Genomic DNA, 22,652 nt, shown 5'->3' on the forward strand with positions numbered 1-22,652 from the left:
CGTGGAGCTGCTCGAGAGCCCGATCCGCAAGTACGCGTGGGGGTCGCTGACCGCGATCGCCCGCCTGCAGGGGCGCCCGGCGCCGACGGCCGAGCCGGAGGCGGAGCTGTGGATGGGCGCGCACCCGGCGGCCCCGTCCCGGCTGGCGGTGAGCGGCACGTCGCTGGTCGACGCGATCGCCGCCGACCCCGAGGGGCTGCTCGGGGCGTCGGGGGTCGAGCGGTTCGGGCCTCGGCTGCCGTTCCTGCTGAAGGTCCTCGCGGCCGCCCAGCCGCTGTCGCTGCAGGCGCATCCGACCCTGGCCCAGGCCCGGGCGGCGCACGCCGCCGGCCACCCGTCCTATGTGGACGGGTGGCACAAGCCGGAGATGCTGGTGGCGCTCACCGACTTCGACGCGCTGTGCGGCTTCCGTGACCCGGCCGTCACCGCCGCCGACCTCGCCGCGCTCGGCGTCGCCGGCCTGGAGGAGACGGTCGGCGCGCTGCGCCAGGACGACAAGGCCGCCGCGCTGCACGACGCGGTGCGCGGCCTGCTCGGCAAGCCGGACGCGCGGCTCGTCGAGGAGGTCGTGGCGGCCTGCGCCGCCCGCGGCGGGGCGTATTCCCTGGCCGTGGAGCTCGCCGAGCGGTATCCGGGCGACGCCGGCGTCATCGTCGCGATGCTGCTCAACCGGGTCCGGCTGCGCCAGGGCGAGGCGGTCTGGATGCCGGCCGGCAACCTGCACGCCTACCTGCGCGGCGTCGGCGTGGAGATCATGGCGGCGTCGGACAACGTGCTGCGGGGCGGGCTCACCCCGAAGCACGTGGACGTCGAGGAGCTGCTGCGGGTGCTGCGCTTCGAGGTGCTCGACGACCCGGTCACCCGGCCGGTGGACGTCGCGCCCGGCCTCGTCACGTGGCCGGTGCCGGTCGAGGACTTCACCCTGCACCGGGCGCTCGTCGGTCCGGGCGGCGGCGCCGCGGCGGTCCGGCTGCCCGGTGGCGGGCCGCGGATCGTGCTGTGCGTGCGCGGCGCGGTGCGGATCGACGACGGCGTGGTGCCTGTGACGCTCGCCGCGGGCCAGGCGGCGTTCGCCCCCGCGACGCGCCGTGAGCTCGCCGTGAGCGGCGAGGGCGACGTCTTCCAGGCCGCGACGCCCTGACCGCGCCAACGACGAAAACCGCAACCCGGAAAACGCGGACTTGTCCGGATTCGTCTTGACATTGTGACTGCACAGGGTAATGTTCTGGCTACGCAGGGTTTGGCATTGAGTCCGAGCCCCATGCGGGGGAACCAAACCGGGGGGAAGTGCGGGGCGGTGAGAGCAATCTCACCGCCCCGTGCGCTGTCCAAAGGGCGGTGAGCGTTCCTTGAGTGCTGCCGCGTACCGTGAGAGGTCGCGCCGCTTTGGGCCCTGGGTCGCGTCTGGTCGATCAGCGCGGCCGCCACGGGCCCAGATCCAGATCCGGCCCACAGACCAGGAGACTGCATGACCAGCACGCTGCCGCCGCGGACCGACCAGGCAAACCGCCCGAAGACCGTCGCCGAAGGCGACTTCAAGGTGGCCGATCTTTCCCTGGCGGCCTTCGGGCGCAAAGAGATCCAGCTCGCCGAGCACGAGATGCCCGGTCTGATGGCGATCCGCCGTGAGTTCGCCGCGTCGCAGCCCCTGCGGGGCGCGCGGATCACCGGCTCCCTGCACATGACGATCCAGACCGCGGTGCTGATCGAGACCCTGGCCGCGCTCGGCGCGCAGGTGCGCTGGGCCAGCTGCAACATCTTCTCGACCCAGGACCACGCGGCCGCCGCCATCGCGGTCGGCCCCGAGGGCACGCCGGAGAACCCGTCCGGCATCCCGGTCTACGCCTGGAAGGGCGAGACCCTGGAGGAGTACTGGTGGTGCACCGAGCAGGTCCTGCTGTGGCCGGACGGCGAGGCGCCCAACATGATCCTCGACGACGGCGGCGACGCCACGCTGCTCGTGCACAAGGGCGCCGAGTTCGAGGGCCTGGGTGCGGTCCCCGCGGTGGACACCGCCGACTCCGAGGAGTACGCGGTCATCCTCGGCCTGCTGCACACCTCTCTCGCGGAGGACAAGGGCCGCTGGAGCAAGGTCGCGGCCGGCATCAAGGGCGTCACCGAGGAGACCACCACCGGGGTGCACCGTCTCTACGAGATGCACCAGCAGGGCAAGCTGCTCTTCCCGGCGATCAACGTCAACGACTCGGTCACCAAGTCGAAGTTCGACAACAAGTACGGCTGCCGCCACTCGCTCATCGACGGCATCAACCGGGCCACTGACGTGCTGATCGGCGGCAAGGTTGCCGTCGTGTTCGGCTACGGCGACGTGGGCAAGGGCTGCGCGGAGTCGCTGCGCGGCCAGGGCGCCCGGGTCATCGTGACCGAGGTCGACCCGATCTGCGCGCTGCAGGCCGCGATGGACGGCTACCAGGTCGCCACCGTCGAGGACGTCGTGGCCACCGCCGACATCTTCATCACCGCGACCGGCTGCCTGGACGTCCTCACCGCCGAGCACATGGCGCAGATGAAGCACCAGGCGATCGTCGGCAACATCGGCCACTTCGACAACGAGATCGACATGGCCGGCCTGGCCAAGCGCTCCGACGTCAAGCGGATCAACATCAAGCCGCAGGTCGACGAGTGGAAGTTCGACGACGGCCACTCGATCATCGTGCTGTCGGAGGGCCGCCTGCTCAACCTGGGCAACGCGACCGGTCACCCGAGCTTCGTGATGTCCAACAGCTTCACCAACCAGGTCATCGCGCAGATCGAGCTGTTCACCAAGCTCGAGCAGTACCCGATCGGCGTCTACACCCTGCCGAAGCACCTCGACGAGAAGGTGGCCCGGCTGCACCTGGACGCCCTCGGCGTCCGGCTCACCGAGCTGACCAAGAAGCAGGCCGAATACCTCGGCATCCCGGTGGAGGGTCCCTTCAAGTCGGACCACTACCGCTACTGATCGCCGCGTCACAGGGGCCCGGTCGCTTCGGCGGCCGGGCCCTTTCGCTGTGACATGGTCGTGCCCCTTCTACAACTTGTAGAACACTGGGACCGGCCGGTAAGGTAACGCTGACCTAAGTAAGGTTCGGCTAACCTGCGGAGCTATCGATGACCGCCATCTATCTGATCGGCCTCCGCGAGGGGCTCGAGATCACGCTGGTGGTCTCGATCCTGGTCGCGTTCCTGGTCAAGAGCGACCGCAAGCACCTGCTGAAGCACGTCTGGGCTGGCGTCGCCGCCGCCGTGCTGCTGTCCGTCGGGTTCGCCGCGCTGCTGGAGGCGGGCGCCGCGACGCTGACCTTCGAGCAGCAGGAGCTGTTCGAGGCGTGCGCCTCGTTCGCCGCCGTCGTCTTCGTCACCTGGATGATCTTCTGGATGCGCCGGATGGCCCGCCGGATGGCCGCCGAACTGCGCGGCCGGCTCGAAGAGGCGATCCAGGTCGGCGCGTGGGCGATCGCCGGCATGGCATTCCTCGCGGTGGTCCGCGAAGGGCTGGAGACCTCGATCCTGTTCTACGCCGCGGCGCAGGGCACCAAGGACTCCGCCGAGCCGCTCATCGGCATCAGCCTCGGGCTGCTCACCGCGGTCGTGCTCGGCTGGCTGCTCTACGCCAGCGCGGTCCGCATCAACCTGACCCGCTTCTTCACCTGGACCGGCGCGCTGCTCGTGCTCGTCGCCGCCGGGATCTTCAAGTACGGGGTGCACGACCTGCAGGAGAGCGGTGTCCTCCCAGGCATCAACACCCACGCCTACGACGTGACCGGCGCCCTGCCGCCGGACGCGTGGTACGCCGAACTGCTCCGCGGCATGTTCAACATCACGCCGCAGCCGACGGTGCTGGAGACGATCGCCTGGCTCGGCTACGGCATCCCGGTCCTGGTCCTGTTCCTGCTGCCGCTGCTGAAGAAGACCCCGACGCCGGCGTCGGAGCCGGTCAGCACCTCCGCATAAGCCTGCACCTCCCCCCTTCCGTAGGAGAACCATGCGTAAATCAGCCTTGATCGCGGTGAGCGCCGGCGCTGCCGCCGCGCTGACCCTCGCCGGCTGCGGCGGCGACAGCAAGGACGACGCCAAGCCCGCGGCCGGCAACGGCAAGATCGCCGTCACCGCGACCGACACCGAGTGCAAGGTCGAGAAGACCGAGGTCACCTCCGGCCCGATCACGTTCGCGATCAGTAACAAAGGCGCCAAGGTCACCGAGTTCTACGTCTACGCGAGCGGCGACCGGATCATGGGCGAGGTCGAGAACGTGGCGCCGGGGCTGAGCCGCGAGCTCATCGTCGAGCTGCCCGCCGGCACCTACGAGACGGCCTGCAAGCCCGGCATGATCGGCAAGGGCATCCGTGGCGGGTTCAAGGCCACCGGCGAGGCCAAGCCGCTCACCGACGACGCGAAGCTCGCCCAGGCGACGCAGGACTACCAGCGCTACGTGAAGAGCCAGACCGGCGCGCTGATCACCAAGACCACCGAGTTCGTCGACGCGGTCAAGGCCGGCGACATCGAGAAGGCCAAGGCGCTCTTCCCGATCGCCCGCACCTACTGGGAGCGCATCGAGCCGGTCGCGGAGAGCTTCGGCGACCTCGACCCGGCCATCGATGCCCGCGAGGCGGACCTTGAGGCGGGCCAGGAGTGGACCGGCTTCCACAAGATCGAGAAGGACCTCTGGGTCACCAAGGACGTCAGCAAGTCCGGCCCGACCGCCGACAAGCTGCTCGCCGACGTCAAGACGATCGTCGACAAGTCCAACAGCGTCGAACTGTCGCCGCTGAACCTGGCCAACGGCGCCAAGGAACTGCTCGACGAGGTCGCCACCGGCAAGATCACCGGTGAGGAGGACACCTTCTCGCACACCGACCTGTGGGACTTCGCGGCCAACCTCGAAGGCTCCCGCGCCGCGATCGCCGCGCTCCGCCCGGTGATCGAGGAGAAGGACGCCGCCCTGGCCAAGACGCTCGAGGACAAGTTCGCCGCGGCGCAGGCCGAGCTCGACAAGCACCGCAACGGCGACGGCTGGAAGTTCCACAACGAGCTGTCCGAGGCCGACCTCAAGGCCCTCGCCGACTCGATCAACGCGCTCGCCGAGCCGATCAGCAAGGTCGCCCCGCTGGTCGCGTCCAAGTAATGCCCCCGGGGGCCCCGGCCCTTCGCTGGAAGGGCCGGGGCACCAGGAACGGAGAGGACGAGAGATGGATCGTCGCAAGATGCTCGGGCTCGCGGGCGCGGGCGCGGTCGGTGCCGCCGCCGCGGGCGTGGCCGGGTCGACGCTGATCGACGGTGCCACGCACCCGGCACAGGCCGCCGATGCCGGCGCGGCGATCCCGTTCTACGGCGAGCACCAGGCGGGCATCGTCACCCCCGCCCAGGACCGCCTGCACTTCGTCGCCTTCGACGTCATCACCGACAAGAAGGCGGAGCTCGTCGAGCTGCTGGAGAAGTGGACCATGGCGGCGGCGCGGATGACGGCCGGCCGCGACGCCGGCAGCATCGGCGCGGTCAACGGCGCCCAGGAGGCCGCACCCGACGACACGGGTGAGGCGATCGGCCTGCCGCCGTCCGGGCTGACGCTCACGATCGGGTTCGGGCCGACGCTGTTTCGCACCGCCGAGGGCAAGGACCGCTTCGGCATCGCGGACCGGCGCCCGGCCGCCCTGGCGGACCTGCCGCGCTTCGCCAAGGACACGCTCAAGCCGGAGATCTCCGGCGGTGACATCTGCATCCAGGCGTGCGCGCACGACCCGCAGGTGGCCGTGCACGCGGTGCGCAACCTCGCCCGCATCGGCTTCGGGGTGGTCAGTGTCCGCTGGACGCAGCTGGGCTTCGGCCGCACCTCGTCGACCTCCCGCGGCCAGGTGACCGCCCGGAACCTGTTCGGGTTCAAGGACGGCACCGCGAACCTGAAGGCCGAGGACACCCAGCTGCTCAAGGAGCAGCTGTGGGTGCAGCCGGGTGACGGCGCGGAGTGGATGACGGGTGGCTCCTACGTCGTCACCCGCAAGATCCGGATGCTCGTCGAGACCTGGGACCGCACCTCGCTCGGCGAGCAGGAGGCGATCATCGGCCGGAACAAGGGTGAGGGCGCGCCGCACGGCGGCACGGGCGAGTTCGACCCGCCGAACTTCGCCGCGACGGGCGCCGACGGCGAGCCTGTCATCGCCGTGGACGCGCATGTGCGACTCTCGCATCCGGACGCCAACGACGGGGCCCGGCTGCTGCGCCGGGGCTACAACTTCGTCGACGGCTCCGACGGGCTCGGCCGCCTCGACGCGGGGCTGTTCTTCATCGCCTACCAGCGTGATCCGCGGCGGCAGTTCGTGGCGGTGCAGACCAGGCTCGCGCGGCAGGACTCGCTCAATGAGTACATCCGCCATGTGTCAAGTGGTTTGTTCGCCTGCCCTCCGGGCATCCGTGCCGCCGACGACTACTGGGGTCGGGCACTCTTCGCGTAGATTCGACACATTTGAAGGCGTGTTTCTCGGGTATTTCGGGCGCAAGTCAGCAAGATCTAATTTCACCATCTGTAACTTGGAGACTTCGGAACGTCCATTTCGTTGCGCAAATGGTCAGGCAACAGTCCGCATAACGGGACAGTTACGAATCTCTACATCCTCTATGCAGGTAGCCCCTCGCGTCGTTTCCTTTAGGCACCACAACGCAGCCCGGTTGGCCCACGGTCGTGCCCGCGACCGCGGACTCCATCGTGGCCAGGGCTGTCGTTCCTGACTGGAGGAGACATGCGCACGAGATCGAAGGGGCTTACCGGCCTCATCGCGGTCGCGGCGGCTTCGCTGCTCACGTTGACCGCCTGCGGTGGCGGGAGTGACAGCAACAAGGAGACGCCGACGTCCAACGCCGGCTTCGCCGACTGCGAGAAGAGCCCGAACACCTGCAACAGCGGCAACACCAAGCCGGGCGGTGAATACATCTTCGGCCTCGAGCAGAGCTTCACCAGCTGGAACATCAACACCGAAGAGGGCAACACGCTCGTCGCGGCGCAGGCTCTGTCGGGTGTCATCCCCCAGGTCTTCAAGTCGGACCCGAGCGGCCAGATCCAGCTCAACAGCGACCTCATGGTCTCGGGTGAGCTGACGAACCAGAACCCGCAGACCGTGGTCTACAAGATCAAGCCCGACGCGGTGTGGAACGACGGCACGGCCATCAGCGCGGACGACTTCATTCTGGGCTGGAAGCAGAACTCCGGTAAGAAGGAGCACTGCTCGGAGTGCACGCCGGCCAGCACCTCCGGCTACGACCTGATCAAGAGCATCGTCGGCTCCGACAACGGCAAGACGGTGACGGTGACCTTCGAGGACGGCAAGACCTACGCCGACTGGAAGGGCCTGTACTCCACCGACGGTCTCTACCCGGCGCACCTCGCGACCAAGCAGGGCTTCGACCTGAACAAGCCGGAGGGCGTCAACAGCGCCGCGAACTGGTTCAGCGAGACCGTGCCGACCTGGTCCGGTGGCCCGCTGCTGATCGACACGTACAACAAGGACCAGTCGCTGGTGCTGAAGAAGAACGACAAGTGGTACGGCAAGGTCAAGCCGTCGCTGGACAAGGTCGTCTTCAAGTTCATCATCGACCAGGGCAGCGTCATCCCGGCCCTGAAGAACAAGGAGATCACCGGCATGTCGCCGCAGCCCAACGCGGCGCTGGTGAACGGTGCGGCCGAGACCCCCGGCGTGATCTACCGCATCGGGCACGGGTACCAGTGGGAGCACCTGGACCTGAACCTGAAGAACAAGTACCTGGCTGACACCGCGCTGCGGCAGGCGATCTTCACCGCGATCAACGTCAAGTCGGTCATCGACAAGACCTACGGTGTGTTCGACAAGGCCGCGAAGCCGCTCGGCAGCCACAACTTCTTCCCGGGCGACCCGAACTACAAGGACGTCGTTTCCCCGACGGGCCAGGGCTCCGGTGACATCGAGAAGGCCAAGAAGATCCTGACCGACGCCGGTTACAAGATCGAGGGCGGCAAGCTCATCAACAAGGCCGGCGAGACCGTGCCGTCGCTGCGCTTCCGTCACACCAAGGGCAACCAGCTGCGGGCCACCACCGCCGAGCTGGTCCAGGCCGCGCTGAAGAACATCGGCCTGGACATCAAGATCGAGGTCACCGAGACGCTGGGCAAGACGCTCTCGACCGCCGACTACGACATGATCATCTTCGCGTGGGTCGGCAGCCCGCTCTACCAGGGTTCGGCCGAGCAGAACTGGGTCACCGGCCAGGGCGGCAACTACGGCAGCTACACCAACTCCGAGGTTGACAAGCTGACCAACGAGGGTGCCCGCTCGCTCGACCCGAAGAAGGCCGCCGACCTGATCAACCAGGGCGACGAGATCCTGGCGAAGGACGCCTACGTCCTGCCGATCGCGCAGAAGCCCACGCTGACGTTCACGTACTCGGACTACGTCAACATCCGGGACAACGCGACGCAGTGGAGCCCGACGTACAACATCCAGGAGTGGGGCCAGAAAGCGGCCTGACGCACCGGATCAACGGGGACCCCGGACGCCACCCGGCGTCCGGGGTCTTCCCGCACCTGCGAACAGCGGAGGAAACTCATGATCGCCTATGCGGTGCGCCGGCTCCTGATCGGAATTCCGGTGCTCATCGCTGCCTCGATATTCGTGTTCGTCATTGCCTCACTGTCGGGCAACCCCATCGACGACATGGAAGCGCGGAACCCACCGGTCCCGCTCGAGACCAGACAGCTCGAGGCCCACCGGCTCGGGCTCGACCAGCCCCTCGCCCAGCGGTACGTCACCTGGCTGGGCAACCTCGTCCTGCACGGCGACTTCGGGCAGTCCACCGAGAAGACGCTCAACATCGGCGACCAGATCGGCGACCGGCTGTGGGTCACGCTGCGGCTGGTCTTCGTGGCCATGCTGCTGGCCGTCATCCTGGCCGTGATCTCCGGCGTGCTGAGCGCCGTCAAGCAGTACAGCAAGGTCGACTACGGGTTCACCTTCATCGGTTTCCTCGCCCTGTCGATCCCGTCGTTCTGGCTCGCGCTGCTGCTCAAGGAGGCGGGGGTCGCATACAACCAGAGCACCGGATCCCAGGTCTTCTACACACTCGGCGACCAGGACTACAACCACGACACCTTCGATACCTGGGGCAAGATCACAGATATCGCGGGGCACATGGTGCTGCCCACCATCTCGCTGACGCTGATCACCTACGCGGCCTGGAGCCGGTACCAGCGCAGCGCGATGCTGGAGGTCCTCAACAGCGACTACGTGCGGCTGGCCCGGTCCAAGGGTCTGCGCAGCCGGCAGGTCATGATCCGCCACGCCCTGCGCACCGCGCTGATCCCCCTGGCCACCATCACGGCCGTCGACATCGGCGGGATCTTCGGCGGCGCGGTGATCACCGAGACCGTCTTCAACTGGTCCGGCATGGGGGTCTACCTGCTGGAATCCGTGACCCGGCGGGACGTCAACTCATTGCTGGCCTGGCTGCTCGTCTCCGGCATCGTAGTGATCGTCTTCAACATCGTCGCCGACCTCCTCTACGCTGTGCTGGACCCGAGGATCCGTTATGAGTAGCTCACTGGTCACCAAGGCACCGCAGGCCACCCCCGTCCTCACCACGCGCCAGCGCACCCAGATGGAGCTCGTGCTCCGTCGCTTCCTGCGGCACCGGCTCGCCGTCGGCAGCCTCGTGCTGTTCCTGCTCATCATCCTGTTCGCGTTCGTCGGCCCACTGCTGTGGAAGTACGACTACGCGTACATCGACGGCCCCAGCTTCTCCCCGCCGTCGTCGGAGTATCCGCTCGGCACCGACCAGGCCGGCCACGACCTGCTCGGCCAGAGCATGCGCGGCACCCAGCAGTCGCTGAAGATCTCGCTGCTCGTCGCGCTGATCGCGACCACGTTCGGCGCGCTGTGGGGCGCCGTCGCCGGCTTCTACCGCGGCTGGGCCGACGGCCTGCTCATGCGCATCGCCGACGTGGTGCTCACCCTGCCGAGCATCGCGATCGCGGTGACCCTGTCGGTCAACCTCCAGGGCGGCGCCAGCTGGTGGGGCCTCGCCCTCGTGCTGTCGTTCCTGGCCTGGGCCGGCATCTCCCGGGTGGTCCGCGGCGTCGTGCTGTCCCTGCGGGAGCAGGAGTTCGTCGAGGCGGCGAAGGCGATGGGCGCGAGCGACCTGCGCATCATCGTGCGGCACCTGCTGCCCAACGCGCTCGGCACGATCATCGTCGCGGCGACCGTGACGATCGCGACGACGATCCTCGCCGAGACCGCGCTGTCCTTCATCGGCTTCGGCGTGCAGCGCCCCGACACCTCCCTGGGCCTGCTCATCAACGACGCCAAGCTCTCCGTGCAGGACCAGCCTTGGCTGTTCTACTTCCCGGGCCTGTTCATCATCCTCATCGCGCTGACGGTCAACTTCATCGGTGACGGCCTGCGCGACGCGTTCGACCCCCGACAGACACTGGTGCGCCGATGACCTCCATCGAACTGAACACCCGCCCCACCGCGACCGACACCGTCCTGGAGGTCGACAACCTCAGCGTCTCATTCCCCACCGAGGACGGCCTCGTCAAGGCGGTCCGCGGGGTGTCCTACAGCCTGCGGCGCGGTGAGACGCTCGGCATCGTCGGCGAGTCGGGCTCGGGCAAGTCGGTCACGTCGCTCGCGCTGATGGGCCTGCTGCCCGGCTCCGCGAAGATCACCGGCTCGGCCCGCTTCCGCGGCGAGGAGCTGCTGGGCAAGAACGACCGCGAGATGAGCAAGATCCGCGGCAAGAACCTGGCGATGATCTTCCAGGACCCGTTGACCTCGCTGAATCCGGTGTACAGCATCGGCAAGCAGATCGCCGAGGCCGTCCTGGTCCATCACGACGTCAGCAAGCGCGCCGCCTGGGAGCGGGCCGTCGACCTGCTCAAGGTCGTCGGCATCCCGTTCCCGGAGCAGCGGGTCAACAACTACCCGCACGAGATGTCCGGCGGCATGCGCCAGCGGGTCGTGATCGCCATCGCGATGGCGAACAACCCCGAGGTCATGATCGCCGACGAGCCGACCACCGCGCTCGACGTCACCGTCCAGGCGCAGGTCCTGGAGGCCCTCGAGGCGGCCCGCACCGAGATCGGCGCCGCGCTGGTGCTCATCACCCACGACCTCGGCGTCATCGCCGGTCACGCCGACCGGGTCTGCGTCATGTACGCCGGCAAACTGGTCGAGTCGGGCACCGTCGACGACATCTTCTACCGGCCGCGGATGCCCTACGCCCTCGGTCTGCTCGGCAGCCTGCCGCGCGTCGACGAGGGCCGCGACGCCCGGCTCACCCCGATCGTCGGCACGCCGCCGTCGCTGTTGAACCTGCCGCCCGGCTGCCCGTTCCGCCCCCGCTGCCCGCTCGCCCAGGACATCTGCGACGAGGTCGAGCCCGACCTGGTCGCGGTCGAGGCCGGCGGCCAGCACACCGCGGCCTGCCATTTCAGCAACCAGCTCGTCGACACCCAGGCCACCGACGTCTTCGCGGTGACCTCCATCGACGTGGACACCGAGGAGGTCGCGGTGGCCGACACGGACCTGGTCACCGACACGGACCTCGTCGCCGACACGCCCGAGGACGCCTCATGACGATCGACGTCTCGAAACCCACCGCGACCGGGACGGTCATCTCCGCCCGCAACCTGGTCAAGCACTTCCCTGTCCGGTCCCGGGGCGTCCTGCGCCGGCGGATCGGCGAGGTGCACGCCGTCTGTGACGTCTCCTTCGACATCGGCGCCACCGAGACCCTCGGGCTCGTCGGCGAGTCCGGGTGCGGCAAGTCGACCACGGCCCGGCTGCTGCTCAACCTGATCCCACCGACCAGCGGCGAGATCCACTACGCGGGCAAGGACCTGGCCCGGCTGTCCCGGTCGCAGATGCGGCCGCTGCGCCGCGACCTGCAGATCGTGTTCCAGGACCCGTTCGCGTCGCTCGACCCACGCATGACCGTCTTCGAGATCATCGCCGAGCCCTTGCGGATCCACGGCCTGTTCTCCGGCGGTGAGGGTGCCGGGAAGGTCCGCGAGCTGATGTCGACGGTCGGCCTCAACGCCGAGCACGGCAACCGCTACCCGCACGAGTTCTCCGGCGGCCAGCGCCAGCGCATCGGCATCGCCCGGGCACTCGCGCTGCGGCCGAAGGTCCTCGTCCTCGACGAGCCGGTGTCGGCGCTCGACGTCTCCATCCAGGCCGGCGTCATCAACCTCCTGGAAGACCTGCAGCACGAGCTCGGCCTGTCCTACCTGTTCGTCTCGCACGACCTGTCCGTGGTGCGGCACATCGCCCACCGGGTCGCGGTCATGTACCTGGGCCGCATCGTCGAGACGGCAACCGTCGAGGAACTGTTCACGAAGGCGTCGCACCCGTACACGCAGGCGTTGATCTCGGCGATCCCGCTGCCGGATCCGCGCAAGGAGCGGGTCCGGCAACGGATCCTGCTCACCGGCGACGTGCCGAGCCCGGTCGACCCGCCGAGCGGGTGCCGTTTCCGGACCCGGTGCCCGAAGTTCGCGAACCAGCTCAGCGCGGACGAGCGGGAGCTGTGCACGAACGAGTTGCCGGCCCTGACCGACCGCGGCCAGGGCCACCGCAGCGCCTGCCACTACGCCGAGGCCGTCAAGCTCGTCTAGACGTGCCTGACCCGGCCCCGGTCCTGCGCGAACAGGCCGGGGCCGCGGCGTACCCGCATGCCGCGGCTCGCGCAGCGCCAGGTCGGGTCGGGTCGGCGGTTAGTACGGCACCGCGGGGCGCAGCGGGTTGCCGGGTCCGGAGCGTGCGGGACGCTGCTCGAACGGGCCGACGAGCTGCGGGCCGGCCGCCGCGGCCAGGCCCGGCCACACGCTCGCGGACGCCGCCCGCGCCTTGACCAGCTGGACGGTCGCCCGGCGGTTCCGCTCGGCGATGACGGCGGCCAGATACGCCCAGCCCGGCGCGTCCGGCGGCGGGGGCGGGGTCGTGCACATCGCCACCTCGCGGGCCAGTGCGCGGCCCAGCGCGGTGCGGGACGGCTCGGTGATCTCGCGGTTGCGGGCCAGGAAGTGCCGCACGGCGAGCGCCAGGCTGTCGTCGAGGCCGGTCAGGTCCAGCCGGGTCGCCCAGACCCGCAGCGGCGGCGGCATCGCCGGCACCCAGCCCCAGCTCGCGGGGGTCCGCTCGTGGATGACGATGGTGCCGGCGGCCCAGTCGCCGAGGCGCTTGCCGCTGCGGCCGACCAGCATCGTGCCGAGGCTCGCGACCCAGGTCACCACGGGCAGCAGCAGGCCGGGCCACTCCAGGGCCATGCCGACCAGGGCGCGGGTGAACGCGTGCCGGAAGCGCACGGGGCCGCCGTCGTCGCGGACCACGCGCAGGCCCATCGCGGCCTTGCCGGGGGTGCGGCCGCGCAGGACGGTCTCGAAGAAGGCCGGATAGCCCAGCACGGTGATCACCAGGATGACGGTGAAGACCGCCTGGCTGAGCCCGTCGTCGAAGAGCCCGGCGGAGTCCGCCACGAGGCGGAACACCGTCGCCAGCACGACCAGCACGATGAACAGCACGGCCTGCCCGAACGCGTCGATGATGAGGGCGAGCGCCCGTGAGCCGAGCCGGGCGACGCGCACGTCGAGCTCGACGGCCTCGCCACTGACCAGGCGGTCTCCTGGGCTGTCCGGGGCCGTGGCGATGCTCATGGGCAACAGTGTCCTACAAGGGTGCACCCGGCGGGTGCCGGCGCCGTCTACGCTGCCGTCGTGGACCTGGACGCATACGTCGCGGAGCACGCCGCCGAGTGGCGACGGCTGGATCAGCTGGCCCGGCGCCGGCGGGTGACGGCCGCCGAGGCCGACGAGCTGGTCGCGTTGTATCAGCGGGCCGCCACGCACCTGTCCGTCGTGCGCAGCCGCTCGCCCGACCCGGCGCTGGTCGCCCGCCTGTCCCGGCTGGTCCTCGCCGCCCGGAACGCGATCACGGGCGCGCCCACGTTCTCGTGGGGCCGGGTCGGGCACTTCTTCACGGCCGGGTTCCCGCTCGCCGTCTACCGGGCCTGGCCGTGGTGGTCGGCGGTGTCGACGTCGTTCAGTCTCGTCGCGTTCGGCATCATGGGGTATGTGGCGGCGCACCCCGAGGTCGCCGACATGTTCATGGACGACGCGACGATCACCAGGATGATCCAGAGCGATTTCGTCGGCTACTACAGCCAGTACGCGTCGCAGAACCAGACCCTGCGCGTCTGGACCAACAACGCGATGCTGACCGCGGAGTGCCTGGCCGGCGGCGTGCTCATCCTGCCGGTGCTGGTCGTGCTGTTCTACAACGCGTTCAACGTCGGGCTGACCGGCGGCGTGATGATCGCCTACGGGCGCGGCGACGTCTTCTTCGGCATGATCATGCCGCACGGCCTTCTGGAGCTGACCGCGGTCTTCGTCGGCGCCGGCGTCGGGCTGCGCATCGGCTGGGCGTGGATCGCACCCGGCCCGCTGCGCACCCGCGGCCGGGCGCTCGTGGAGGCGGCCCGGGAGGGCATGCTGGTCGCGCTCGGCCTCGTGGTGGTGCTGCTGGTCAGCGGCGTCCTGGAGGGCTTCCTCACGCCGTCGGCGCTGCCGATGCTGATCAAGGACGTGATCGGCGCCGTGGTGTGGCTCGCGTTCCTCGCGTACGTGGTGATCCTCGGCCGGGCGGCCGACCTGGCGGGCGTGTCGACGGACCTGCCGGAGGAGCTGACCGAAGCGCCGGTGCCGACGGCCTGAGGCGCGGCGCGACACGGCCGGTCGGTGTCACGGCCGGTCGGTGTCACGGCCGGCCAGAGTCTCAGCCGGCCGCGGTCACAGCCGGCCGGTGGCCTTCAGGGCGAGGTAGTGATCGGTGACCCTGGACGCGAAGACGTCGGCCGGGGCATCGACCACCTCGACGCCGTGGCGGCGCAGCGCGGCGCTGACCCGCTCCCGCTCGGCGAGGGTGCGCTGCGCGGCGGCCGCCGCGTAGACCTCGTCCGGGCCCGCGCCCGGTTGGACCTGGGCCATGCGGCTCAGGGCCGGGTCGTGCACCGCGGCGACGATGATCTTGTGTTTGGCGGCCAGCTGCGGCAGGACCGGCAGGAGCCCGTCGCCGAGCGCGCCGGGCTCCAGCGCGGTGAACAGCACCACGAGGGCGCGTTTGCGCTCGCGGCGCAGGACCTCGCCGGCGACCAGGCCGAAGTCCGTCTCGACCAGCGCCGGCTGCAGCGGGGCCATCGCGGTCACGAGCCGCCACAGCAGGGTGCTCTTGTCGACGTTGGTCACGGACACGCGGACGGTGGTGTCGACGGCGAGCAGGTCGACCCGGTCGTCCGCCCGGGCGGCGACGGAGGCGAGCAGCAGCGCGGCGTCCATGGCCGCGTCGAGCCGCGGCTCGTCGCCGATCCGCGTCGCCGACGTCCGGCCCGTGTCCAGGACGCAGACGAGCCGCCGGTCGCGTTCCGGGCGCCAGGTGCGCACCACCACGTCGGAGCGGCGGGCGCTGCCGCGCCAGTCGATGGAGCGCACGTCGTCGCCGATCACGTACTCGCGCAGGGTGTCGAACTCGGTGCCCTGCCCACGGCCGCGGGTCACCACCGAACCGTCCAGGACGCGCAGCCGGGCGACCTTCTCCGGCAGGATCCGCCGGGACGCGAACGCCGGGTAGACCCGCAGCCGCCACGGTGGTGTCATGGCGTCCGCGGTGCGGCGGGTCGTCTGCCGGTACGCGAGGCGGAACGGCCCGTAAGAGCGCAGCGTGACGCGGATGGCCGGCCGGTCGCCGCGACGGGTCGGGGTCAGCGTGGTCGTCAGCCGGACCGCCTTGCCGGGCTCGATCAGTACCTCCTGCTCGGCCGGGAACGCACCGGCGGAGGGCACCCACGCGTCGCGGACCCGCCCGGCGAACGTGCGGTCGGCGCCGTTGCGGACGACCAGCTCGACGCTGCCGGTGTCGCCGAGCCACAGCGACTGGTGGCCGGTGCGGGTCAGGGTCAGCGCCTTCGGCGGCGCCGCGGCGAGGACGTCCACGACGCACCCGACCGCGACGGCGACGAGCAGGAACGCCGCGCCGAGCCACAGCCAGACGCCGGCGATCCCGTCGCCGGCGGCGATGCCGACCAGCGCGAGCAGGACCGTGCCCGCGGCGACGGCCGCCGCCGGCCGCCAGGTGATCACGTGGGCGCTCCGGTGTCCCCGGTGCCCGCCGGCCGGCGGGTCATCGGGGGGTCGGGACGGTGGCCAGGACGGAGTCGAGCACCGCGTCGGCGGTGACGCCCTCCAGCTCCGCCTCGGCCCGCAGCCGCACCCGGTGCCGCAGCGTCGGCCGGGCGAGGGCCTTCACGTCGTCCGGCGTGACGTAGTCGCGGCCGGTCAGCCACGCCCAGGCCTTCGCCGCGGCGAGCAGCGCCGTCGCGCCACGCGGCGAGGCGCCGAGCTCCAGCGACGGCGACACCCGGGTCGCGCGGCAGAGGTCGACGACGTACGCGAGGACGCCGTCGGCGACCGCGACCCGCTGCACTGCGGCCCGGCCGGCGGCGAGGTCGGCCGCGGTCGCGACCGGGCGCACCCCGGCGTCGCGCAGCCGTCGCGGGTCGAAGCCCTGGTGGTGGGCGCGGAGCACGCCGAGTTCCTCGTCGCGGGTCGGCAGCGGCACGGTCAGCTTCAGCAGGAACCGGTCCAGCTGCGCCTCGGGCAGCGGGTAGGTGCCCTCGTACTCGATCGGGTTCTGCGTCGCGGCGACCAGGAACGGGTCCGGCAGCATGCGGGGCCGGCCCTCGACGGAGACCTGGCGCTCCTCCATGACCTCCAGCAGCGACGCCTGGGTCTTCGGCGGGGTCCGGTTGATCTCGTCGGCGAGCAGCAGGTTGGTGAACACCGGCCCCTCACGGAACTCGAACTCGGCCGTGCGGGCGTCGAAGATCAGCGAACCGGTGACGTCGCCCGGCATCAGGTCCGGGGTGAACTGGACCCGCTTCGTGTCCAGGTCCAGCGCCGCGGCGATGGTGCGCACCAGCAGCGTCTTCGCCACACCCGGCACGCCCTCCAGCAGCACGTGCCCGCGCGCGAGGAGAGCGATCACCATGCCGGACACCACGGCGTCCTGGCCGACGACGACCTTGCCGACCTCGGCGCGCAACCGGCCGAGGGCGGCGCGGGCCTGCTGCGGGTCCCCGACCGGCTCGGGCACCGGCTGGGCCAGCGGGATAGCGGTGTCGGTCACCGTCGGGCTCCTTCTGCTACGTCGGGTTGTTCGGTGGTGACGGCCTCGGCCAGCGCCTGCGACAAGGCCTCCAGCTGGACGGCCGCGACGACCAGCGAGTCGTCGTCCTCGGGCGGGGCGCCGAAGAGCGTGTCCCTGACCGTGTACGGGGGCCAGCCGCTCGACGCGGCGACCACGGCCACGATCGTCTCCCGGTCGGCGCCGGGCTCCAGCCGCAGCAGCCGCGCCATCCGGCTCAGCGCGGCGGACCGCAGCGTCGCCAGGGACTCCTCGCGGGCCCTGGCCCGCCGGTAGAGCCGGCCGCGGCCGGTGACCGTCTCGCCGGCGCGGACCACCACGGGCAGCGGCTCAACCACCGGCCCACCCATCCGGCGCGCCCGGGCCAGCGCGTACAGCAGGAAGACGACGAGCAGCAGCGCGGCGACCACGTAGGTCCACGTCGGGAACGCGTGCCACAGCGGGTTGGGCGGGTCGCCGGCCGCCTCGGCGCTCTGGCTGCCCTGCGGCTGCGGCGAGCCCTGCCCGCGGCCGCTGCCGGTGGCGGGTGCGGTGGGGCGGGCCGTCTCGCGGGTGGGCGTCCCGGTCGGTGTGGCCGAGCGGGTCGACGACCGTACCGTCGGACCGCCCGGGAACGGGTTCTCCTCGGGCTTCGGCGGTGCCTCGCGATGGTGCAGGTCGACCCAGACGAGCCGCGGCCTGGTGGTCAGCAGGCCCACGGCGAGCTGCGCGTTGCCGTGCTCGCCGATGCGGTCGTTGCGGAACGGATCCGCCGAGCCGACGACCGCCATCGTGGTCCAGCCCCGGCTGAACACGACGAGCGAGTCGTCGTAGCAGCGGGCGAGCTGCTCCTCGACGCGCTGGTCGATCGGGCCGTACCTGGTCCGGCGCACCCCTGCCGGCCCGGCTCCGGCCGCGGCGGGGTAGTCGCAGCCCGGCGCGCTCACCGCGCTGGCGAGGGCCCGGTCGGTGCCGGCGATGGGCAGCTGGCCGCGCAGCACGGTCTGCCGGCTCGGCTCGACGACCACGACGTGGGTCGAGGCGGGCAGCAGCGCCATCCGCTGCAGGTATTCGGGATGCACGAACTGCGGGGTGGTGAGCAGGATCGTGACGTCGCCGCGATACTCGGGGCGGAAGGCGTCCGCGGTGCTGCGGACCCGGGAGATCGTGACCCCGGCGGCCCGGACGCGGTCGGCGAGGGTGCCCGCGCCGATGGCCGAGGTGCTCACCGGCGACAGGTAGGCGGGGTCGTCCTCGTCTGGCTGTTCCCATTGGTACAGCACGAGCCCCGTCAGCAGGACCAGCAGGACAACAACGGGCGGGACCGCCAGCCTCAGCCAGCGCCGTGAGCGGGGAGCGGTTACCGGCTTCATGCGTCGACCTCCGCCGCGTACTGCCGCATCAGGGTGTCGTGCTCGGCAGTGGCGGGAAGCTGCCCGTACCAGATGTCGGAGAAGATCCCGGTCGCGCCGCGCAACGGCGGCTCGACCTTCGGGGCCACTGCCGCGGCGGCGTGCGCGACCTCGGTGACGGTCATGCCGGGCAGGACCTCGACGGCGCGCCGCTCGACCAGGCCCCGCACGATCGCGCGGAGCCGCTCGCGGACCGCCTCGGCGTAGCGGCCCTCCGCGGCGAGCCGGTCGGCGAGGGTCAGGAAGACCTGCGCCGGCAGGTCGGGCAGTTCCTCGCCGGTGAGCGCCGCGAGGTCCTCGTCGGTGAGCTCGGCCGGCTCCGGCTTGTCCTTCTGCTCCTTCGCGTCTTTCGCGCGGCGGCGCAGCCGGGGGAAGCGGGTCGGGATCCAGCGCGGGTAGAAGTAGTGCAGCACGCCGCCGAGGATCGACGCCAGCAGCAGGCAGAACACCAGCAGTGGCAGCCCGATAGCGGAGGACAGCACCTCCAGGAACTCGGCCCAGTCGCGGGTCACCGCTTCACCGCGCCGAGCACGGCGGCCTGGGCCAGGTCGACGGGGCGGCCGAGGCGGCGGGACCGGCCGACGGCGACGTCCAGGCCCTCGACCCGCATCCGGGTCTCCAGGTAGAGCACCGCGTCGAGGCTGGCGAGTGCCGCGTAGACCACCGTGTTGGCCAGGATCCACACGGCCACGGTGGTGACCTGGCTGACCAGCGCGTCGCGCGGCAGCACGGTCCCCAGCAGCGCGCCGGTGCCCCAGCCGATGGCCACCCGGATCGCCGCCCAGCCGCCGTAGCTGCCCAGCCGGATCGCCACCCCGCGCAGCCCGACCGGGGCGAGGTTGAACGAGCGCGCGAGGGCCGCGCCGGGGCCGACCCGGTCGACCACGAGGGCGGGCGCGGCCAGGCCGATCGCGCCGAAGAAGTAGAACCAGGGCAGCGCCATGAAGGCACTCAGCAGCAGAATCAGCCCGACGAACACCGCCAAAACGAGCAGTGCCGGCGCCCGGCGACCCCACTGGCGCAGCAGGTCACGGGCCGGCACGGGCGTTCCGAGCAGCGCCGGGCCGGCGGCCGCGCCGGTCAGCCCGCCGAGCAGCGCCAGGACGACGCCCTCGGCGGTCAGCCCGCAGCAGAAGACCAGCCACCACGTCCCAGTGTCGTCGGTGGTGAACAGGTCCGTTGTGCCGTCGACACCGGTGGCGGAGCGCAGAGGGTACAGGACCGCCTGCTCGCACAGAGCCAGCACGAACGCGACGATCAGGAGCAATCGGGCATTGGTGCGCAGCAGTTGCACCGCCGCGTCCAGCAGCTCACCGAACGTGAGCGGACGCAGGGGAATGACGGGGGCGGACTGCTCCACGCGGACACCGTAGTCGGCAGGTGCGAATGGGGTGGCCCGCCCTACCGGAAAGCCGGAAATTGACCAAGATCGGGCATCGGGTTCCCAACTTCGGGCGCCGAGGTGAAATATTGGACCGCATGAGAGCCCGAGTCCTGGTGGTCGACGACGACCCCGCCCTTGCCGAGATGCTCGGCATCGTCCTGCGCAGCGAAGGCTTCCTCCCCTCCTTCGTCGCGGACGGCGAGCGTGCACTTGGCGCGTTCCGGGACAGCCGGCCCGACATCGTCCTGCTCGACCTGATGCTGCCGGGCATGAGCGGCATCGACGTGTGCCGGTCCATCCGCGCCGAGTCCGGCGTGCCGATCGTGATGCTCACCGCCAAGAGCGACACGGTCGACGTGGTGCTCGGCCTCGAGTCCGGCGCCGACGACTACGTGATGAAGCCGTTCAAGCCCAAGGAGCTGGTCGCGCGCATGCGGGCCCGGTTGCGCCGCGGTGAGGACGTCGCACCCGAGCTGCTGACCATCGGCCCGCCCGGCAACCAGATCACCATCGACGTGCCGGCGCACACCGTCATGCGCGACGGCGAGGAGGTCAAGCTGACCCCGCTCGAGTTCGACCTGCTGGTGGCGCTGGCCCGCAAGCCGCGCCAGGTGTTCACTCGTGAGGTGCTGCTCGAGCAGGTCTGGGGTTACCGGCACGCCGCCGACACCCGCCTCGTCAACGTGCACGTCCAGCGGCTGCGCGCCAAGATAGAGCCCGATCCGGAGAAGCCGGAGATCATCCTCACCGTCCGTGGCGTCGGCTACAAGGCCGGCACGGGCTGAGTCCCAGACAGGTCCCGCCCGTGATACGCATCGACCCCATCATCGTGCAGGTCCGCCGCATCAGCCGCTTCCGGCCGCAGCGGCTGATCCCGCACACCGCCGGCCGGCGGCTGCGGCGTTTCTACGCCTCCGCCCGCCGGCAGTGGCGCCGGTCGCTACAGTTCCGCGTCGTGGGCATCACGCTGCTGCTCTCGGCGATCCTGGTGTCCGCGTTCGGTTACACGGTCGCGTCGCTGATCAGCCAGGGCGTGCTGACCACCCAGGTCAACACGTCCAGGGAGCGGATCCAGCGCGGCGCCGGGGAGGCCGCGCGCCAGTTGGAGGGCTACACCCAGGCCGACGACCCCGGGCTGCCCGGCAAGATGCGGGTCGTGGCGACGGACCTGTCCAGCTCGATGGACGTGCCCGACTCCGAAGTGATCCTGCTGCGGCACAACTCGTCGCTCGCGGCGGCCTCACCGGACACCGGCGCGGCGGCGGTGATGCAGCAGCCGTCGATGCGCAAGCTCCGCGAGTCGATCGTCGGCAGCCGCACCGGCATCTACCAGCAGATCGAGACCCTCGACGTCGGCCAGGGGCCGACCCGCTTCCTGGTCCTGGGCAGCCCGATCCTCACCGGCGGCGAGCCGCTGGAGCTGTATTACCTGCTGCCCTTGAAGGCCGAGAACGACCTGGTCGAGTTCGTCGCCCTGGTGGTGACCGCGACCGGCGTCGCGCTGGTGGCGCTGCTCGCGCTGATCGCGGCGACCATGACCCGGCTGGTGGTCAAGCCGGTGCGGGTCGCGGCCCGCACCGCGCAGCGCCTCTCCGCCGGCCTGCTGGATCAGCGCATGCAGGTCAAGGGCGAGGACGACCTGGCCCGGCTGGCCGCGGCGTTCAACCAGATGGCGGCCAACCTCCAGCGGCAGATCGTCCGGCTGGAGGAGATGTCGCGCCTGCAACGCCGCTTCACCTCCGACGTGTCGCACGAGCTGCGCACCCCGCTGACGACCGTGCGGATGGCCGCGGACCTGCTGTTCGCCTCCCGTGAGGACTTCGACCCGGCCGCCGCGCGCAGCGCCGAGCTGCTGCAGGCCGAGCTGGACCGGTTCGAGGACCTGCTCACCGACCTGCTGGAGATCAGCCGCTTCGACGCCGGGTTCGCGGCCCTGGACGCCGAGCCGACCGACCTCGCTCCGGTCGTGCGCCGGGTGGCCGAGCGGCTCGAGTCGCTCTCCGAACGCTGCGGCGTGCCGTTGAGCGTCGAGACCCCGCCGGACGGGGCGATCGCCGAGGTGGACCCGCGGCGCGTCGAGCGGGTGCTGCGCAACCTGCTCGGCAACGCGATCGAGCACGGCGAGGGCAAGCCAGTGGTGATGACCCTCGCCATCGACGAGGCCGCCGTGGCGGTGACGGTGCGCGACCACGGGGTCGGGCTGAAGACCGGCGAGGAGAAGCTCGTGTTCAACCGTTTCTGGCGGGCCGACCCGTCCCGTGCCCGGCAGACCGGCGGCACCGGCCTGGGCCTGTCGATCAGCCTGGAGGACGCCCGGCTGCACGGCGGCTGGCTGGAGGCGTGGGGTGCACCCGGCAAGGGCGCCCAGTTCCGCCTGACCCTGCCGGTGCGCTCCGGCGACCGCCTGGTGTCCTCGCCGCTGCGCCTGGTGCCCGACGATGCCCGCGCCGACGAGGCCGCACTGATCGGGGAGACACCGTGACCGGCCCGCAGCGGAGCGAGGAGCTGGTCACCATGAGCACAGCCTTCAGGTCGGGCCGGCGCCGGAGCGCGGCGGAGGTGGCGGCGTGACCGGCCCGCAGCGGAGCGAGGAGCTGGTCACCATGAGCACAGCCTTCAGGTCGGGCCGGCGCCGGAGCGCGGCGGAGGTGGCGGCGTGACCGG

At 70.8% G+C, this 22,652-nt stretch carries 19 protein-coding genes; 13 read left to right on the forward strand and 6 right to left on the reverse strand.

Annotated elements, in window-relative coordinates; all coding sequences use genetic code 11:
• Position 1: 1 nt before the first annotated feature.
• The 10 genes from manA (at position 2) to AB0K00_RS11215 (ending at position 12,634) form a co-directional block, all read left to right on the forward strand.
• Positions 2-1,141, forward strand: coding sequence for a mannose-6-phosphate isomerase, class I (manA, locus tag AB0K00_RS11170; RefSeq protein ID WP_363518620.1), 1,140 nt, complete (start codon positions 2-4; stop codon positions 1,139-1,141).
• A 327-nt stretch (positions 1,142-1,468) separates the two neighbouring features.
• Positions 1,469-2,959, forward strand: coding sequence for an adenosylhomocysteinase (ahcY, locus tag AB0K00_RS11175; RefSeq protein ID WP_363518622.1), 1,491 nt, complete (start codon positions 1,469-1,471; stop codon positions 2,957-2,959).
• Positions 2,960-3,108: 149 nt separating this feature from the next.
• Complete coding sequence (efeU, locus tag AB0K00_RS11180; protein ID WP_363518624.1) at positions 3,109-3,951, forward strand: iron uptake transporter permease EfeU; 843 nt, start codon at positions 3,109-3,111, stop codon at positions 3,949-3,951.
• Between the two features lie 31 nt (positions 3,952-3,982).
• The gene (efeO, locus tag AB0K00_RS11185) at positions 3,983-5,122 is read left to right on the forward strand and encodes an iron uptake system protein EfeO (RefSeq protein WP_363518627.1); all 1,140 of its coding nucleotides are present in this window, start codon (positions 3,983-3,985) and stop codon (positions 5,120-5,122) included.
• A 64-nt stretch (positions 5,123-5,186) separates the two neighbouring features.
• Positions 5,187-6,446: an iron uptake transporter deferrochelatase/peroxidase subunit gene (gene efeB, locus AB0K00_RS11190; RefSeq protein ID WP_363518629.1), complete on the forward strand. Its 1,260-nt coding sequence runs from the start codon at positions 5,187-5,189 to the stop codon at positions 6,444-6,446.
• Between the two features lie 285 nt (positions 6,447-6,731).
• Positions 6,732-8,489 carry an ABC transporter family substrate-binding protein gene (locus AB0K00_RS11195; RefSeq protein WP_363518631.1) on the forward strand — a complete coding sequence of 586 codons (1,758 nt, stop codon included), beginning with the start codon at positions 6,732-6,734 and terminating at the stop codon, positions 8,487-8,489.
• 78 nt (positions 8,490-8,567) lie between these two features.
• On the forward strand, positions 8,568-9,554 hold the full coding sequence (locus tag AB0K00_RS11200; protein ID WP_363518633.1) for an ABC transporter permease: 987 nt from the start codon (positions 8,568-8,570) through the stop codon (positions 9,552-9,554).
• The gene (locus AB0K00_RS11205) at positions 9,547-10,458 is read left to right on the forward strand and encodes an ABC transporter permease (RefSeq protein WP_363518635.1); all 912 of its coding nucleotides are present in this window, start codon (positions 9,547-9,549) and stop codon (positions 10,456-10,458) included. The genes AB0K00_RS11200 and AB0K00_RS11205 overlap by 8 nt, the downstream gene beginning before the upstream one ends.
• A complete protein-coding gene (locus AB0K00_RS11210; protein WP_363518638.1) occupies positions 10,455-11,594 on the forward strand; it encodes an ABC transporter ATP-binding protein in 1,140 nt (379 codons plus the stop codon). Before AB0K00_RS11205 ends, AB0K00_RS11210 begins: the two co-directional genes overlap by 4 nt.
• Complete coding sequence (locus tag AB0K00_RS11215; protein ID WP_363518641.1) at positions 11,591-12,634, forward strand: oligopeptide/dipeptide ABC transporter ATP-binding protein; 1,044 nt, start codon at positions 11,591-11,593, stop codon at positions 12,632-12,634. The genes AB0K00_RS11210 and AB0K00_RS11215 overlap by 4 nt, the downstream gene beginning before the upstream one ends.
• Positions 12,635-12,733: 99 nt before the next feature.
• Here AB0K00_RS11215 and AB0K00_RS11220 read toward each other — a convergent pair whose 3' ends face one another.
• Positions 12,734-13,672, reverse strand: coding sequence for an RDD family protein (locus AB0K00_RS11220; protein ID WP_363518644.1), 939 nt, complete (start codon positions 13,670-13,672; stop codon positions 12,734-12,736).
• Positions 13,673-13,732: 60 nt separating this feature from the next.
• Here AB0K00_RS11220 and AB0K00_RS11225 point away from each other — a divergent pair, with 60 nt between their 5' ends.
• On the forward strand, positions 13,733-14,728 hold the full coding sequence (locus AB0K00_RS11225) for a stage II sporulation protein M (RefSeq protein ID WP_363518647.1): 996 nt from the start codon (positions 13,733-13,735) through the stop codon (positions 14,726-14,728).
• A gap of 75 nt (positions 14,729-14,803) precedes the next feature.
• Here the strand turns inward: AB0K00_RS11225 and AB0K00_RS11230 are convergent, their stop codons facing one another.
• Genes AB0K00_RS11230 through AB0K00_RS11250 form a run of 5 tightly spaced genes read right to left on the reverse strand, consistent with a single transcriptional unit; the run spans position 14,804 to position 19,964 of the window.
• Complete coding sequence (locus AB0K00_RS11230; protein ID WP_363518649.1) at positions 14,804-16,150, reverse strand: DUF58 domain-containing protein; 1,347 nt, start codon at positions 16,148-16,150, stop codon at positions 14,804-14,806.
• 40 nt (positions 16,151-16,190) lie between these two features.
• Complete coding sequence (locus AB0K00_RS11235; protein ID WP_363518991.1) at positions 16,191-17,162, reverse strand: MoxR family ATPase; 972 nt, start codon at positions 17,160-17,162, stop codon at positions 16,191-16,193.
• Between the two features lie 29 nt (positions 17,163-17,191).
• Positions 17,192-18,565 (reverse strand): DUF4350 domain-containing protein, encoded by a 1,374-nt coding sequence (locus AB0K00_RS11240; RefSeq protein ID WP_363518652.1) that lies wholly within the window; start codon positions 18,563-18,565, stop codon positions 17,192-17,194.
• Positions 18,562-19,116 carry a DUF4129 domain-containing protein gene (locus AB0K00_RS11245; RefSeq protein ID WP_363518654.1) on the reverse strand — a complete coding sequence of 185 codons (555 nt, stop codon included), beginning with the start codon at positions 19,114-19,116 and terminating at the stop codon, positions 18,562-18,564. The genes AB0K00_RS11240 and AB0K00_RS11245 overlap by 4 nt, the downstream gene beginning before the upstream one ends.
• Complete coding sequence (locus AB0K00_RS11250; protein WP_363518657.1) at positions 19,113-19,964, reverse strand: hypothetical protein; 852 nt, start codon at positions 19,962-19,964, stop codon at positions 19,113-19,115. The genes AB0K00_RS11245 and AB0K00_RS11250 overlap by 4 nt, the downstream gene beginning before the upstream one ends.
• A gap of 119 nt (positions 19,965-20,083) precedes the next feature.
• Here AB0K00_RS11250 and mtrA point away from each other — a divergent pair, with 119 nt between their 5' ends.
• Together mtrA and mtrB are read left to right on the forward strand one after the other, a co-directional pair.
• Positions 20,084-20,773: an MtrAB system response regulator MtrA gene (gene mtrA, locus AB0K00_RS11255; RefSeq protein ID WP_033364613.1), complete on the forward strand. Its 690-nt coding sequence runs from the start codon at positions 20,084-20,086 to the stop codon at positions 20,771-20,773.
• Between the two features lie 83 nt (positions 20,774-20,856).
• Complete coding sequence (gene mtrB, locus AB0K00_RS11260; RefSeq protein ID WP_363518992.1) at positions 20,857-22,470, forward strand: MtrAB system histidine kinase MtrB; 1,614 nt, start codon at positions 20,857-20,859, stop codon at positions 22,468-22,470.
• The last annotated feature ends 182 nt before the right edge of the window (positions 22,471-22,652 follow it).

The sequence above is a fragment of the Dactylosporangium sp. NPDC049525 genome, assembly GCF_040676755.1.
In the GTDB taxonomy this organism is placed as follows: domain Bacteria; phylum Actinomycetota; class Actinomycetes; order Mycobacteriales; family Micromonosporaceae; genus Dactylosporangium.

Bases quoted from the DNA above. Each gene is read 5' to 3' on its own strand.
- mtrA (WP_033364613.1), top strand. From the start codon at position 20,084: ATGAGAGCCCGAGTCCTGGTGGTCGACGACGACCCCGCCCTTGCCGAG.
- AB0K00_RS11200 (WP_363518633.1), top strand. From the start codon at position 8,568: ATGATCGCCTATGCGGTGCGCCGGCTCCTGATCGGAATTCCGGTGCTC.
- AB0K00_RS11210 (WP_363518638.1), top strand. From the start codon at position 10,455: ATGACCTCCATCGAACTGAACACCCGCCCCACCGCGACCGACACCGTC.
- AB0K00_RS11220 (WP_363518644.1), bottom strand. From the start codon at position 13,672: ATGAGCATCGCCACGGCCCCGGACAGCCCAGGAGACCGCCTGGTCAGT.
- AB0K00_RS11215 (WP_363518641.1), top strand. From the start codon at position 11,591: ATGACGATCGACGTCTCGAAACCCACCGCGACCGGGACGGTCATCTCC.
- efeO (WP_363518627.1), top strand. From the start codon at position 3,983: ATGCGTAAATCAGCCTTGATCGCGGTGAGCGCCGGCGCTGCCGCCGCG.
- AB0K00_RS11195 (WP_363518631.1), top strand. From the start codon at position 6,732: ATGCGCACGAGATCGAAGGGGCTTACCGGCCTCATCGCGGTCGCGGCG.
- AB0K00_RS11205 (WP_363518635.1), top strand. From the start codon at position 9,547: ATGAGTAGCTCACTGGTCACCAAGGCACCGCAGGCCACCCCCGTCCTC.
- efeB (WP_363518629.1), top strand. From the start codon at position 5,187: ATGGATCGTCGCAAGATGCTCGGGCTCGCGGGCGCGGGCGCGGTCGGT.
- ahcY (WP_363518622.1), top strand. From the start codon at position 1,469: ATGACCAGCACGCTGCCGCCGCGGACCGACCAGGCAAACCGCCCGAAG.
- efeU (WP_363518624.1), top strand. From the start codon at position 3,109: ATGACCGCCATCTATCTGATCGGCCTCCGCGAGGGGCTCGAGATCACG.
- AB0K00_RS11240 (WP_363518652.1), bottom strand. From the start codon at position 18,565: ATGAAGCCGGTAACCGCTCCCCGCTCACGGCGCTGGCTGAGGCTGGCG.